At 43.6% G+C, this 13573-nt stretch carries 14 protein-coding genes; 8 read left to right on the top strand and 6 right to left on the bottom strand.

Annotated features, from left to right (window positions below):
- Positions 1 to 75: 75 nt before the first annotated feature.
- On the top strand, positions 76 to 1743 hold the full coding sequence (gene glnS, locus OW495_RS18055; RefSeq protein ID WP_017106120.1) for a glutamine--tRNA ligase: 1668 nt from the start codon (positions 76 to 78) through the stop codon (positions 1741 to 1743).
- Positions 1744 to 1896: 153 nt separating this feature from the next.
- On the opposite strand, the gene fcrX is transcribed toward glnS, so the two are convergent.
- Entirely contained in the window at positions 1897 to 2346 is a 450-nt protein-coding gene (gene fcrX, locus OW495_RS18050) for a ferric iron uptake transcriptional regulator FcrX (RefSeq protein WP_004734226.1), read from the bottom strand.
- A gap of 207 nt (positions 2347 to 2553) precedes the next feature.
- Here fcrX and OW495_RS18045 point away from each other — a divergent pair, with 207 nt between their 5' ends.
- Positions 2554 to 3063 carry a DUF4442 domain-containing protein gene (locus OW495_RS18045; protein WP_017106121.1) on the top strand — a complete coding sequence of 170 codons (510 nt, stop codon included), beginning with the start codon at positions 2554 to 2556 and terminating at the stop codon, positions 3061 to 3063.
- Between the two features lie 95 nt (positions 3064 to 3158).
- Here the strand turns inward: OW495_RS18045 and fldA are convergent, their stop codons facing one another.
- From fldA to OW495_RS18030, 3 genes are all read right to left on the bottom strand, one after another.
- On the bottom strand, positions 3159 to 3692 hold the full coding sequence (gene fldA, locus OW495_RS18040) for a flavodoxin FldA (RefSeq protein ID WP_017106122.1): 534 nt from the start codon (positions 3690 to 3692) through the stop codon (positions 3159 to 3161).
- A 57-nt stretch (positions 3693 to 3749) separates the two neighbouring features.
- Complete coding sequence (locus OW495_RS18035) at positions 3750 to 3968, bottom strand: DUF2788 domain-containing protein (RefSeq protein WP_017106123.1); 219 nt, start codon at positions 3966 to 3968, stop codon at positions 3750 to 3752.
- Positions 3969 to 4076: 108 nt separating this feature from the next.
- On the bottom strand, positions 4077 to 4838 hold the full coding sequence (locus tag OW495_RS18030) for an alpha/beta fold hydrolase (protein WP_289887679.1): 762 nt from the start codon (positions 4836 to 4838) through the stop codon (positions 4077 to 4079).
- A gap of 93 nt (positions 4839 to 4931) precedes the next feature.
- Here OW495_RS18030 and seqA point away from each other — a divergent pair, with 93 nt between their 5' ends.
- Both seqA and pgm read left to right on the top strand, forming a co-directional pair.
- The gene (seqA, locus tag OW495_RS18025) at positions 4932 to 5471 is read left to right on the top strand and encodes a replication initiation negative regulator SeqA (protein ID WP_017106125.1); all 540 of its coding nucleotides are present in this window, start codon (positions 4932 to 4934) and stop codon (positions 5469 to 5471) included.
- Positions 5472 to 5563: 92 nt separating this feature from the next.
- The gene (gene pgm, locus OW495_RS18020; protein ID WP_289887636.1) at positions 5564 to 7210 is read left to right on the top strand and encodes a phosphoglucomutase (alpha-D-glucose-1,6-bisphosphate-dependent); all 1647 of its coding nucleotides are present in this window, start codon (positions 5564 to 5566) and stop codon (positions 7208 to 7210) included.
- A gap of 123 nt (positions 7211 to 7333) precedes the next feature.
- Here the strand turns inward: pgm and OW495_RS18015 are convergent, their stop codons facing one another.
- Positions 7334 to 8092 carry a DUF1853 family protein gene (locus tag OW495_RS18015; protein WP_289887634.1) on the bottom strand — a complete coding sequence of 253 codons (759 nt, stop codon included), beginning with the start codon at positions 8090 to 8092 and terminating at the stop codon, positions 7334 to 7336.
- 90 nt (positions 8093 to 8182) lie between these two features.
- Between OW495_RS18015 and OW495_RS18010 the strand changes: the two genes are divergently transcribed.
- Positions 8183 to 8941: a Nif3-like dinuclear metal center hexameric protein gene (locus tag OW495_RS18010; RefSeq protein ID WP_289887631.1), complete on the top strand. Its 759-nt coding sequence runs from the start codon at positions 8183 to 8185 to the stop codon at positions 8939 to 8941.
- A gap of 416 nt (positions 8942 to 9357) precedes the next feature.
- Here the strand turns inward: OW495_RS18010 and OW495_RS18005 are convergent, their stop codons facing one another.
- Positions 9358 to 10647, bottom strand: coding sequence for a citrate synthase (locus tag OW495_RS18005; RefSeq protein ID WP_004734217.1), 1290 nt, complete (start codon positions 10645 to 10647; stop codon positions 9358 to 9360).
- Between the two features lie 414 nt (positions 10648 to 11061).
- Here OW495_RS18005 and sdhC point away from each other — a divergent pair, with 414 nt between their 5' ends.
- Genes sdhC through sdhA form a run of 3 tightly spaced genes read left to right on the top strand, consistent with a single transcriptional unit; the run spans position 11062 to position 13562 of the window.
- A complete protein-coding gene (sdhC, locus tag OW495_RS18000) occupies positions 11062 to 11454 on the top strand; it encodes a succinate dehydrogenase cytochrome b556 subunit (protein WP_012604532.1) in 393 nt (130 codons plus the stop codon).
- Entirely contained in the window at positions 11448 to 11795 is a 348-nt protein-coding gene (gene sdhD, locus OW495_RS17995) for a succinate dehydrogenase, hydrophobic membrane anchor protein (RefSeq protein WP_004734215.1), read from the top strand. The genes sdhC and sdhD overlap by 7 nt, the downstream gene beginning before the upstream one ends.
- A complete protein-coding gene (gene sdhA, locus OW495_RS17990; RefSeq protein WP_009847321.1) occupies positions 11796 to 13562 on the top strand; it encodes a succinate dehydrogenase flavoprotein subunit in 1767 nt (588 codons plus the stop codon). It begins immediately after the preceding gene.
- The last annotated feature ends 11 nt before the right edge of the window (positions 13563 to 13573 follow it).

Below are 13573 nucleotides of genomic sequence, written 5' to 3'. Positions count from 1 at the left end.
CAGCAAAAGCCGCCTTTTTCTTGGGGATGGAAGATAACTTTCTCTGACAATACTAAATACATAGAGGTGCTATAGATGAGTGAAGCTGAGGCTCGTCCATCGAATTTCATTCGCCAAATTATCGATAAAGATTTAGCGGATGGTACACACAGTAGCGTGCATACTCGTTTCCCGCCGGAGCCAAATGGCTACCTGCACATTGGTCACGCTAAATCTATTTGCTTGAACTTTGGTATTGCTCAGGACTACCAGGGACAGTGTAATCTTCGTTTCGATGATACAAACCCTGAAAAAGAAGACGTTGAATACGTTGAGTCAATTAAGAATGATGTAAGCTGGTTAGGCTTCGAATGGTCTGGTGATATTTGTTACTCATCAAACTACTTCGATACGCTTTACGCTTATGCTGTGGAATTAATTAATAAAGGCTTAGCGTACGTTGACGAGCTAAGTCCTGATCAAATCCGTGAGTACCGTGGCACATTGAAAGAGCCTGGTAAAGCGAGCCCATATCGTGATCGCAGCCCTGAAGAAAACCTAGCGTTATTTGAGAAAATGCGTGACGGTGGCTTCGAGGAAGGCAAAGCATGTCTACGTGCAAAGATCGACATGAGTTCTTCATTCATGGTTATGCGCGATCCAGTTATTTACCGTGTTCGTTTTGCTCACCACCATCAGACTGCTGACAAGTGGTGCATTTACCCAATGTACGACTTCACTCACTGTATCTCTGATGCGCTAGAGGGTATTACGCACTCTATCTGTACTCTTGAATTCCAAGACAACCGTCGTTTGTATGACTGGGTTCTAGATAACATCACGATTGATTGCCAACCTCGTCAATACGAGTTTAGCCGTCTGAATCTTGAATACACGGTAATGTCGAAGCGTAAGCTGAACCAACTTGTGGTTGAAAACCTAGTTGAAGGCTGGGACGATCCACGTATGCCAACTATCTCTGGTCTACGTCGTCGCGGTTTCACTTCAAGCTCTATCCGTGAATTCTGTAAGCGTATTGGTGTGACTAAGCAAGAGAACATGATTGAGTTTGGTTCACTTGAATCTTGTATCCGTGATGATCTCAACGAAAATGCACCTCGTGCAATGGCTGTTCTTGATCCGATCAAGGTCGTGATTGAAAACTACGACGCTGATACAGTAGAAACATTGACAGTGGCAAACCACCCGAACAAGCCAGAAATGGGTACTCGTGAAGTTCCATTTACACGCGAAGTTTGGATTGAACGTGACGACTTCCGTGAAGAAGCAAACAAGAAGTACAAGCGTTTGGTTCTAGGTAAAGAAGTTCGCCTACGTGGTGCTTACGTGATCAAAGCTGAACGTATCGAAAAAGATGCAGAAGGCAACATTACGACTATCTTCTGTTCTTACGACAATGAAACACTCGGTAAGAACCCTGCAGATGGCCGCAAAGTGAAAGGCGTTATCCACTGGGTATCGGCTGATAAAGCATTGCCTGCTGAGATTCGTTTGTACGATCGTCTATTCACTGTGGCAAACCCAGCCGCTGCTGATGATTTCGCTGCAACGCTTAACCCTGAGTCACTTGTTACGCTAAACGGTTTTGTTGAGCCTAGCCTAGCAGAAGGTGTGGCAGAGCAAGCGTATCAGTTTGAACGTACAGGTTACTTCTGCGTAGATTCGAAAGACTCGAAAGCAGACGCTCTAGTATTCAACCGTACGGTTGGCCTACGTGATACTTGGGGCAAAACTGAAGCTTAATGGCTTAGTTTCTCAAGATATGCTTAATAAAAAACCGGCCTAGAGCCGGTTTTTTGTATCTGGATAAAATAACAAATTGTGGGTCAAGCTGATGTGAAACTTAATACGGCATGAGCCCAAATAAAAAACGCCGGCCTAAGCCAGCGTTCTGAGTTATTTCTTCGCTTTGTGTGCGTCTGGGTTGCCTTTGCAATCCCCAGTGATGCTTTTACCATACAGGTATAAACTGTGGTTAGTTAACTGTACGTTGTAGCGTTGAGCGATTTCTTTTTGTCTTTCTTCGATAAGATCATCAGAGAATTCGATAACTTCACCGCAGTCTAAACATACTAGGTGATCGTGGTGATGCTGTGTTGAAAGTTCAAATACAGACTTACCACCTTCAAAGTGGTGGCGAGTTACAATGCCAGCATCATCGAATTGGTTCAGTACGCGATAAACGGTCGCAAGACCGATCTCTTCACCTAAGTCGATCAGCTTTTTATATAAATCTTCAGCACTAATATGTTGGCAGTCTGGTTGTTGTAATACTTCTAAAATTTTGAGCCGTGGGAGGGTCACTTTAAGACCAGCATCTTTTAGCGCTTGATTATTGTCTGACATATACTTTCCTGTTGATGATCTGCAGCAATTAACAGAATTCAATATTAATACCATTATAGTTTAGTCAGGCATAACAATAAACCACGAACTTCAAAGGGTTACTCACTGACATCACAATCTGTTTTGTAAATTGGAAGTATCTCACTTATAGTGGAGGTACGACCAGTCAAGGTGGCGGTAATTCTAATATGAACACGGAATGTTGTTATGAATAAGCAACTTGCAAGAATATATAAACCAAACATCGTAAAATTCGCTCTCAACATTTGGCCTCCTTTCTGGGGTGCTGGTATTAAGATAGCCCATATCAGTGCTGATTTTAGGGTAGTAAAGACAGTGCTTAAGCTACGTTGGTGGAATAAAAATGCCAATCGTACTCAATATGGCGGCAGTATATTTTCCCTAACCGATCCTGTTTACTCTTTGATGTTAATGGGTATTTTAGGTGAGCGATATTATGTTTGGGATAAAGAAGCAAGCATCAACTTTATCAAGCCAGGCCAGTCTGACTTGTATGCTGATTTCGAGATAAGCCAAGGGCAACTTGATGATATCTACCGTCAAACTCAGTTAGGGGAGAAGTGCTTTCCTGAGTTTATTATCTACGTAAAAGATAACAAGGGGAATGTGGTATCAGAAATACAACGAACCCTATATGTGAGAAAGAAACCTCAATTTAGAGAAGATGACGAAGAAGCTCTCGAAGCGGAATGTTAATCTGTAAGCCTAAATAGCAAAAAACCTCCAAGATGGAGGTTTTTTCGTATCTATACTGTTGTTATTAATCGTAACAATTAACAACGACGAGAGAATTAGTCTTCTAGCTCTGCTAGGCACATCTCTTCGTGGATTTGTTTAACCCAGTTAGTTACGCGCTCGTCAGTCAGTTCTGGTTGACGATCTTCGTCAATACATAGACCAACAAATTGGCTGTCATCGCCTTCAACTAAACCTTTCGATGCTTCGAATTCGTAGCTTTCAGTTGATGTGTAACCTAGGATAGTACCGCCTTTCGCTTCAACGATGTCACGGATAGTACCCATAGCATCACAGAAGTATTCTGCGTAATCTTCTTGGTCGCCACAACCAAAGATAGCAACAAGCTTCGTTGAGAAATCAATAGCTTCTAGCTCAGGGAAAAAGTCATCCCAATCACATTGTGCTTCGCCGTAGTACCACGTAGGGATACCAAGCAGCAGTAGATCGAAGTTATCGATATCTTCTTTGCTGCTTTTTGCAATGTCTTGAACTTGAACGAGCTGTTTGCCCAATTGCTTTTGAATCATCTTAGCAACAGCTTCAGTGTTACCTGTATCGCTACCAAAGAAGAGACCTACACTTGCCATAGAATCATTACCTTTCATTTTGTCTGTTGTCGGTGTAATAAAGTTCGGAGGAAATCGTTAGATTCCAGTTCCTTCCCAGCTTAGTTGGATTATCCCTTTTGCGATAAAACCTGCGCAGCCAAGGAAAAGTACTAACCATACGATGCGACGACCAAATGCAGGAACATTTCCTTCCTTTAGAACGTCTTTAATTGCCATTCCGATTAGAAAGAAAATCGCGGCAAACAGAAGATCTAAACCAACAGATTCAATGATGTTCATGTAGTCGTAAAGCATGGGAACCTTATATACCAAATTTGCTTGGGCGCACTATATCACTCTTGTGAGATAAAGTTAATCTGCTGTGATTACACAGCTCTCATTTATATCGACGAATCAACATATTTAAGCGATGAATTTTCTGATTGCACGGAGCACTTCAGCTGGTTTTTCAGCATGTAACCAGTGTCCAGTATTGGCAATAACATGTGCCTTTGCGTTAGAAAACTGCTGTTGAACGGCGGCTTGATGCTCAGCCGTAAGGTAATCAGAGTCCCCACCTTTTATCAGCAAGGTTTTGACCGAGGTTTTATCAATCGGTTCCCAACCAATGATCTGCGAGTAATTGGCGAGCAGTGACGCAACGTTGAAGCGCCATTCCATGATGCCTTGTTCTGATTTGAACAAAGATTTGGTTAGGAACTGGCGAACCCCATCTATCTCTATATGTTTTGCGAGAACCTTTAGTGCATCTGAGCGAGACGTTGGTCGTTCTTCTATTACCGCTTGTAGGCCTGCGAATACGTTGTCGTGACGACTTTGAGTGTAGGCGACCGGTGCCATATCCAACACAACCAGCTTATTTAATTCAAGATGCTGGGTAAGCGCCATCGCGACTTTTCCACCCATAGAGTGACCAATCACAGTGACATCGTTTAGTTCAAGATCATTCAACAGTTGAGCGACGTCTTGCGCCATTGCCTGATAGTCGTGAGTATCGCTATGAAAGGACTGACCGTGGTTACGAAGATCAATACTGAGCACTTGATGATCGGCCTTCAGATCCCTAGCCAGCAAGCCAAGGTTGTCCAGATTACCAAATAATCCATGGATCAAAACAATGGTGTGACCCGCACCTTCTAATTTATAGTTGAGCTGTACTGACATTTTTATCTTATTCATGGTGGGTTTGACGTAGAGTATCCGCGCGGATCTCGCTATAATCCCCCTGAGTTTAAACATTGAGATTGTGAAAAGCGAATGAAAACAATTGAGGTTGATGAAGACCTATACCGTTATATCGCGGGTCAGACAGAACGTATTGGCGAAAGCGCTTCAGATATTCTGCGCCGCTTGTTACAAGTAGATCGCCCAGGCATGGTTCCGTTCAAAGAGAGCGTTGAGCCAAAAGGTATCGTTGTTAGCAAAGAGGTAGGCTTTACTCCAGAGAAGTTCGATGGCGTTAAAGAAATGCGCTCACTACTAATATCAGATGAGTTTGCATCATTAAAGAAAGCCATTGATCGTTTCATGCTAGTGTTATCGACACTGCATAAAATTGACGCTGAAAGCTTTTCTGAAGCAACTCAAGTAAAAGGCCGCAAGCGTGTTTACTTTGCCGATAATGAAGCAACATTATTAGCAAACGGCAACACCACTAAGCCTAAAGCCATTCCACAAAGTCCTTTTTGGGTTATTACTAATAATAATACAAGCCGTAAAAGACAGATGGTTGAGCAGCTTATGAGCCGCATGAATTTCCAAGCAGAATTGATAGAAAAAGTAACAGGTTCAATTTAACGAAATCTGATTTAAACCTCATAATATCCATGGATAAGAAGATATTATGAGGTTTTTTTGTTTTTAAATTTTATATATAAGGATGTCGAAAAATGGCTATGCACCCTCGTGCTGGGCAGAAAACTCAGCAGGAAGATCTTCATAATATTCCGGCTTTAGTGGCTAACTATTTCTTACAGCAACCGGATGCGACTAACCCAGATCACAAAGTACTGTTCGGTACTTCAGGTCATCGCGGTACAGCAGACAAATCAACATTTAACGAAAACCACATTCTCGCAATCGCACAAGCGGTTGCTGAGGTTCGTGCTGAGCAAGGTACAACAGGCCCACTTTTCTTAGGCAAAGATACTCACGCTCTCTCTGAGCCTGCGTTTTCTACTGTTATCGAAGTGCTTGTAGCCAACGGTGTTGAAGTTATTATTCAAGAAAAAAATGGCTTTACTCCAACACCGGGCATCTCGCATGCGATTCTTACGCACAATCTTGTGAATGATAAAAAAGCGGACGGCATTGTTATTACGCCGTCGCATAACCCACCACAAGACGGCGGTATTAAATACAACCCGACTCACGGTGGTCCAGCTGAAGCTGAATTGACTCAAGCAATTGAAGACCGTGCGAACGTGATCATTGCTGAGCAAATGCAAGGCGTTAAGCGCACTCCTATCGCACAGGCTAAACAGTCAGAGTTAGTGAAAGAAGTGGATCTTGTTGCACCATACGTTGCTGACTTGGTTAATGTGGTTGATATGGAAGCGATCCAGAAAGCAAACATCAAAATTGGTGTTGATCCACTGGGTGGCAGCGGTATTGATTACTGGCGTCAAATTGGTAAAGCGTACAACCTAGACCTTACTCTTGTAAGTGAAGCGGTTGATCCTTCGTTCCAGTTTATGTCTCTAGACAAAGACGGTGTGGTTCGTATGGACTGCTCTTCTCCATACGCAATGGCAGGTTTACTGGCTCTTAAAGACGACTATCAATTAGCGTTTGGTAACGACCCTGATTACGATCGCCACGGGATTGTTACGCCAAAAGGCTTAATGAATCCAAACCACTTCCTAGCGGTATGTATTGACTACTTATACCGTAACCGTGAAGGTTGGGGTAAAGACGTTGCTGTTGGTAAAACACTGGTATCAAGCGCATTGATTGACCGCGTTGTTGCTGACTTAGGTCGCGAGCTTTGCGAAGTGCCAGTTGGTTTCAAATGGTTCGTTGATGGCCTTTATAACGGTCAGTTTGGTTTCGGTGGAGAAGAGAGTGCGGGGGCATCTTTCTTACGTAAAGACGGTACGCCTTGGTCAACAGATAAAGATGGCCTGATTCTTTGCCTACTTGCGGCTGAAATCACAGCAGTTACTGGTAAGAACCCACAAGAATACTACGAAGAACTTGCCGCTAAACACGGCGAATCTAAGTACAACCGTATTCAAGCAGTAGCTAACGGTGCACAAAAAGACGTACTTAAGAAGCTATCTCCAGAGATGGTTTCAGCTGAGACGCTTGCTGGTGATGCAATTACTGCACGCCTAACGCATGCTCCAGGTAATGGCGCTGCAATTGGCGGCCTAAAAGTGACGACTGAGAACGGTTGGTTTGCCGCTCGTCCATCAGGCACTGAAGACATCTACAAGATCTACTGTGAAAGCTTTAAAGGTGAAGAGCACCTAAAAGCAATCGAAGCAGAAGCTCAAGAGATTGTTAATCAAGTATTTGCAGCCGCTGGCCTATAATCGAATACAGATTAGTAGAGTCACAAGGTAAATAGTGAAAGGGTTGATGTGAAAGCATCAGCCCTTTTTTTATCAGTTTGTGGGTAAAGCGACTAGGACTAAGTGGTTGAATAACTGAATAGATTATCCGTGTGGCCAGCTTTGTGGCATCACAAACCAAAACTGCCCTGATTTGGTTTGCCCATGAATGAAGCGATCACCAAACTCGGTGATCGGCTCGCAGGCGAAATCATCAGTGCCCGCTGCCCATTGCTCTTTGGTGAGAGGGTAGAGCACTTCAGTAATTAAATGAGCTTGGTTTTGATAGCACCAAAAACCGTTTACTTGGCTTGAATTAATGTCGTAGCCCAAACATTCAGTAGGTACTTTTTGATCTAAGAAGGGGTTGGTATATAGACGCCCCTGCATGAGGAGATGTTTTGAGTCGACATCGATCTCTGGATATTGCTCAACAAAGGCCGTTGAAGACGACATACCCAGCTGGTGGCTCAACATACGATCGAGCTTCTTATCTAATTGATCGTGAGAGTTAGGACCAAACCATGTCTGTTCATGGAGTAGGTAAAACTTAATCGCCACTTCCCAATGTTGCAGCTTTTGGCTGCTCTCTTCTTCAAGAATAAAGTCGATAGCACCTAGTGTTCTACCTTCAACATTAATCTGAATCTCATCGTACTTGATTGCATAATTATCCGAAGCATCGATGACTAGCTCACATAAGTGCTGGTAGAGGAAACCTAGCCTAGGATTACCATTGTATGTATGTGATGAATCTATGGTATGAGGGCTTGAGAAGGCTCTGAGATCAGAAACGGGTGGTTTGATTTCCAGTAATGGCGGTGAGTCGATGACCCATTGGTAAAAACGTTGCAGTGCTGTCATCTGTTCCTCATAAACTCATCGTGGGGCTTTCGACATTCTACCCGTAAATTGATATAACGACGTTATTATAAAGGTAAGCTGGAAAGAAAAATGAATAACTTACAATTAGAAAAGCTACTTAATGAAAAACTGCAGCCACAGCAGATTAAAGATTACTGTCCTAATGGTCTTCAAGTTGAAGGGGCAACAGAAGTGAAGCGAATCATTACTGGTGTGACAGCTTCTCAAGCCTTGATTGATAAAGCGGTAGAACTGAACGCCGATGCTTTGTTAGTCCATCACGGCTTTTTCTGGAAAGGTGAATCAGAAGCGATTCGTGGCATGAAAGGCAAGCGTATTCGTACCCTGATTAAAAATGACATCAACCTTTTGGGTTACCACTTGCCTCTTGATATTCACCCTGAGTTAGGCAACAACGCGAAACTGGCGGAGTTACTTGATATCGAAGTCGAAGGCGGTTTAGAAGGGCACCCACAATCGGTTGCGATGTTTGGCAAGTTGAGTGCGCCAATGACAGGTGCAGAGTTCGCAGAAAAGATTGGCCAAGCTTTGAACCGTAAGCCATTACACATTGCTCCAGAAAACCAAGATAAAATGATTACGACTGTCGGTTGGTGTACCGGTGGTGGTCAAGACTACATTGAGTTAGCGGTTTCTCAAGGCATTGATGCGTTTATCTCTGGTGAGATTTCAGAGCGAACTACGTACTCTGCGCGTGAGCAAGATATTCATTACTTTGCAGCAGGACACCACGCAACAGAACGTTATGGTGTGAAGGCATTAGGTGAGTGGTTAGCGAAAGAGCATGACTTAGATGTTGAGTTTATCGATATCGATAATCCGGTTTAAGAACAGATGCGAGATGAGGGATACGAGTCGAGTGTATTCGTCATTCCCTAGACTGACGAAGGAAGGAGTAGGGAATCTCTCAAGGTTCTCTATAAACTAAATGAGCTCCCCAACTCACTCGTTCCTCGTTCTTGGGGATGACGAGCCACTATAAATTTGTACCCGTCGATGAGACTGGCTAGTTAGAACTCTAATGGATTTTACTTCGAGAGATCTCAAGTAATTTGTCATTCCCTAGACTGACAAAGTAAGGGTAAGGGAATCTCTAAAAGCTTGTCGATACAATTAGTGAGATCCCCAACTCGCTCGTCCCTCACTCTTGAGGATGACGGAGTTGAGAGCATATAAAAGAAAAGGGTTGATGTTAATACATCAACCCTTTTTGATTTCAATTGATTAGAAAAGTCGAAACTTTACTATTCGCGCTCGTGTAGAGCTTGGAAATCACGCTGTTCTTCACCAGTGTACAACTGACGAGGACGACCGATACGGTTTGTCGGATCGCTGTGCATTTCGTTCCAGTGTGCAATCCAACCGATAGTACGAGACATCGCGAAGATTACTGTGAACATTGATACAGGAATACCGATCGCTTTCAGAATGATACCTGAGTAGAAATCTACGTTCGGGTATAGTTTCTTCGATACAAAGTACTCATCAGAAAGAGCGATGCGCTCAAGTTCCATTGCTACATCAAGTAGTGGATCTTGAATGTTCAGCTCTTTAAGTACTTCGTGACACGCTTCACGCATTACCGTTGCACGTGGATCGTAGTTCTTGTAGACACGGTGACCAAAGCCCATTAGGCGGAATGGGTCATCTTTGTCTTTTGCTTTTGCTACATATTCTTCAATGTTGTCTACGCTACCGATCTCTTCAAGCATCATTAGACAAGCTTCGTTAGCACCACCGTGAGCAGGGCCCCACAAAGAAGCGATACCAGCAGCAATACAAGCAAATGGGTTTGCACCCGAAGAACCTGCTAAACGAACTGTTGACGTTGAAGCGTTTTGTTCGTGATCAGCATGTAATGTAAAGATTTTGTCCATTGCGCGAGCAACAACAGGGTTTACTTCATATTCTTCACATGGGTTTGCATACATCATGTGTAGGAAGTTTTCTGCGTAGCCTAGGTCATTGCGCGGGTAGATAAACGGTTGACCGATTGAATATTTGTAACACATTGCAGCCAGTGTTGGCATTTTTGAAATTAGGCGGTATGCCGCAATTTCACGGTGTGTGTCGTTATTAACATCTAATGAATCATGATAGAACGCAGCAAGTGCACCTACCACACCACACATAACAGCCATTGGGTGAGCATCACGGCGGAAGCCGTGGAAGAAACTAGCAATTTGCTCATGAACCATGGTGTGACGCGTGACCGTCGTCTTGAACTCTTCGTATTGAGCTCGAGAAGGGGCTTCGCCGTATAAAAGAATGTAACAAACTTCTAAGTAATCAGCGTTATTGGCCAGTTGATCAATTGGATAACCACGGTGTAGAAGAATACCTTTTCCACCGTCAATATAAGTTATTTGCGATTCACAAGATGCAGTGGCAAGAAAACCAGGATCAAAAGTGAAAAAACCATTAGAACCTAGTGTACGAACGTCGATCACTGGTGTACCAAGTACGCCTTCTGTAATCGGCAATTCGATCGGTGCTTGACCTTCAATATGAAGGGTAGCTTTCTTATCCGCCATAACAATCTCCTTTGTTATTATTAATCCGTCCAGGATGTTTATGTGCCATTTTTTTACTGGTCTTACGTGGGAAAGTCAATTTTTCTGGAGCTTTGTGTGCACTTGTTAGTGTTTTTTACATTAAATTCGTTAAAAATCTGTTCTGTGTAGCATTATTTGTTGCATCAATTGTATTAGAATGTTGCCAGCCGTATAGTGGCGCTGAAAAGTTTGGTTAAAACCTTATAAATGCAAGGCTAAGAAGAAATGTGAGGTGTCTTCAGAAACCTAGCGATTAACAATTATTTTACAATTATCTAAGGCTCAACTTACGTTATTTGTTAAGTTAATGTTAAATTTTGACGGTTTGCAATCAAATTTTGTCCATAACAATACATAAGGTTATTTAATGACCATCATGCTCAATGGAGCTGAGTGAGCGAGCCCGTGAAAGAAAGAAAGACAAGACCTGTTAATTTAGATTTACAGACCATCCACTTTCCTATCACAGCAATAGCTTCCATCCTACACCGTGTGTCTGGGGTGATTACTTTTGTTGCGATCGGAATTCTGCTTTGGTTACTATCCATTTCCCTCTCTTCCCCTGTAGGCTTTATGGAAGCTAGCGACATTGTCGACGGTTTCTTCGTGAAGTTTATTCTGTGGGGCATTTTAACCGCTTTGGCTTACCACATTGCTGGTGGTATTCGTCACCTTCTTATGGACCTTGGTCACTTTGAAGAGCTGGAATCTGGCGCTAAGAGCGCGAAGGTTGCATTCGCAGCAACAGCGGTATTGTCTCTACTAGCGGGGATCTTAGTATGGTAAACAACGTTTCTACTTTTGGTCGTAATGGTGTGCATGATTATCTATTGATTCGTGCAACAGCCATCATTATGACGCTTTACACTATCTACCTAGTGAGCTTCTGTGCTTTCTCAGGTGATATTTCTTACGCATCTTGGACGCAATTCTTTGGTGGTACTTTCACTAAAGTCTTCACCATGTTAGCGCTTACTTCAATTTTGGTTCACGCGTGGATCGGCTTGTGGCAAGTACTAACTGACTACATCAAATGTGCAAAATTGCGCGTTGGTCTTCAAGTCGGTGTTGTTGCGGTTCTTCTAGGATATTTCTTCTCTGGTCTGTTTATTTTGTGGGGTGCGTAAGTGACTATTCCTGTTCGTGAGTTTGATGCTGTAGTAATTGGCGCTGGTGGTGCTGGTATGCGCGCCGCGCTACAAATTTCTGAGCAAGGCCTATCTTGTGCGTTGCTTTCTAAAGTTTTCCCAACTCGTTCTCATACTGTATCTGCGCAAGGTGGTATCACCGTTGCTCTTGGTAATGCGCATGAAGATCACTGGGAACAACACATGTACGATACGGTTAAAGGTTCCGATTACATCGGCGACCAAGATGCTATCGAATACATGTGTAAAAATGGCCCTGAGTCGGTTATCGAATTAGAAAAAATGGGTCTTCCATTTTCTCGTTTTGATAACGGCAGTATTTACCAACGTCCGTTTGGTGGCCAATCTAAGAATTTTGGTGGTGAGCAAGCGGCTCGTACCGCAGCTGCAGCCGACCGTACTGGTCACGCACTGCTGCACACGCTTTACCAACAAAACATTAAACACAAAACGACGGTTTTCTCTGAGTGGTATGCACTGGATCTTGTTAAAAACGAAGATGGTGCAATCTTAGGTACTACCGCGCTTTGTATGGAAACGGGTGAGGTTTGCTACTTCAAAGCGAAGGCAACAATCCTTGCTACTGGTGGTGCTGGTCGTATTTACGCTTCTACAACCAACGCACACATCAATACTGGTGACGGTGTTGGTATGGCGATTCGTGCTGGCGTTCCAATGCAAGACATCGAAATGTGGCAGTTCCACCCAACGGGTATCGCTGGCGCAGGTGTTTTGGTAACAGAAGGTTGTCGTGGTGAAGGTGGTTACCTTCTCAATAAAGACGGCGAGCGCTTCATGGAACGTTATGCTCCGAATGCTAAAGATTTAGCAGGTCGTGATGTTGTAGCTCGTTCGATGATGGTTGAGATTCGTGAAGGTCGTGGTTGTGATGGTCCATGGGGTCCACATATCAAGCTGAAACTTGATCACCTAGGTAAAGAGACGCTTGAATCTCGTCTACCGGGTGTATGTGAGCTTTCTCGTACCTTCGCTCACGTTGATCCTGTTAAAGAACCAATTCCTGTAATCCCAACGTGTCACTACATGATGGGCGGTGTTCCTACACAGGTTTCTGGTCAAGCAATCAAACAGACTGAAGACGGTACAGACGTTGAAATTCAAGGTCTATTCGCTTGTGGCGAAATCGCTTCAGTATCAGTACACGGTGCAAACCGTCTAGGTGGCAACTCGCTACTTGATTTGGTTGTATTCGGTCGTGCTACAGGTCTTCACCTTGGTGAGACTTTGAACAAGCAAGCTGAAGCAAAACCTGCAACTGAAGCCGACATTGAACGTTCACTAGAGCGCTACAATCGTTGGGAAAACAGTACTGACGGTGAAGACCCTGCGGTAATTCGTAAAGATCTTCAGCAATGTATGCAGAACAACTTCTCTGTATTCCGTGAAGGTAAAGCGATGGCTGACGGCTTAGAAGAGCTGAAAGTGATTCGTGAGCGTCTTAAAAATGCACACCTTTCAGACAAGTCGACTGAGTTCAACACGCAACGTATTGAGTGTTTAGAGCTTGAAAACTTGATGGAAACGGCATTCGCAACCGCGGTTGCAGCAAACTTCCGTACAGAGAGTCGTGGAGCGCATGCTCGTTTTGACTTCCCAGATCGTGATGATGAGCAATGGCTATGCCACTCACTTTACAACCCTGAATCAGAAAGTATGACTAAGCGTGGCGTGAACATGGAACCTATCCATCGTGAAGCATTCCCGCCGAAAGCACGTACGTACTAAGGAGATATGAC

It is taken from the genome of Vibrio sp. 14N.309.X.WAT.E.F5 (genome assembly GCF_030397615.1).
Lineage (GTDB): Bacteria > Pseudomonadota > Gammaproteobacteria > Enterobacterales > Vibrionaceae > Vibrio > Vibrio lentus.
Note: the sequence above shows the minus strand (reverse complement) of the source record. Positions and strands in the feature narration are given on the sequence as shown.

Bases quoted from the DNA above. Each gene is read 5' to 3' on its own strand.
- glnS (WP_017106120.1), top strand. From the start codon at position 76: ATGAGTGAAGCTGAGGCTCGTCCATCGAATTTCATTCGCCAAATTATC.
- fcrX (WP_004734226.1), bottom strand. From the start codon at position 2,346: ATGTCAGACAATAATCAAGCGCTAAAAGATGCTGGTCTTAAAGTGACC.
- OW495_RS18045 (WP_017106121.1), top strand. From the start codon at position 2,554: ATGAATAAGCAACTTGCAAGAATATATAAACCAAACATCGTAAAATTC.
- fldA (WP_017106122.1), bottom strand. From the start codon at position 3,692: ATGGCAAGTGTAGGTCTCTTCTTTGGTAGCGATACAGGTAACACTGAA.
- OW495_RS18035 (WP_017106123.1), bottom strand. From the start codon at position 3,968: ATGCTTTACGACTACATGAACATCATTGAATCTGTTGGTTTAGATCTT.
- OW495_RS18030 (WP_289887679.1), bottom strand. From the start codon at position 4,838: ATGTCAGTACAGCTCAACTATAAATTAGAAGGTGCGGGTCACACCATT.
- seqA (WP_017106125.1), top strand. From the start codon at position 4,932: ATGAAAACAATTGAGGTTGATGAAGACCTATACCGTTATATCGCGGGT.
- pgm (WP_289887636.1), top strand. From the start codon at position 5,564: ATGGCTATGCACCCTCGTGCTGGGCAGAAAACTCAGCAGGAAGATCTT.
- OW495_RS18015 (WP_289887634.1), bottom strand. From the start codon at position 8,092: ATGACAGCACTGCAACGTTTTTACCAATGGGTCATCGACTCACCGCCA.
- OW495_RS18010 (WP_289887631.1), top strand. From the start codon at position 8,183: ATGAATAACTTACAATTAGAAAAGCTACTTAATGAAAAACTGCAGCCA.
- OW495_RS18005 (WP_004734217.1), bottom strand. From the start codon at position 10,647: ATGGCGGATAAGAAAGCTACCCTTCATATTGAAGGTCAAGCACCGATC.
- sdhD (WP_004734215.1), top strand. From the start codon at position 11,448: ATGGTAAACAACGTTTCTACTTTTGGTCGTAATGGTGTGCATGATTAT.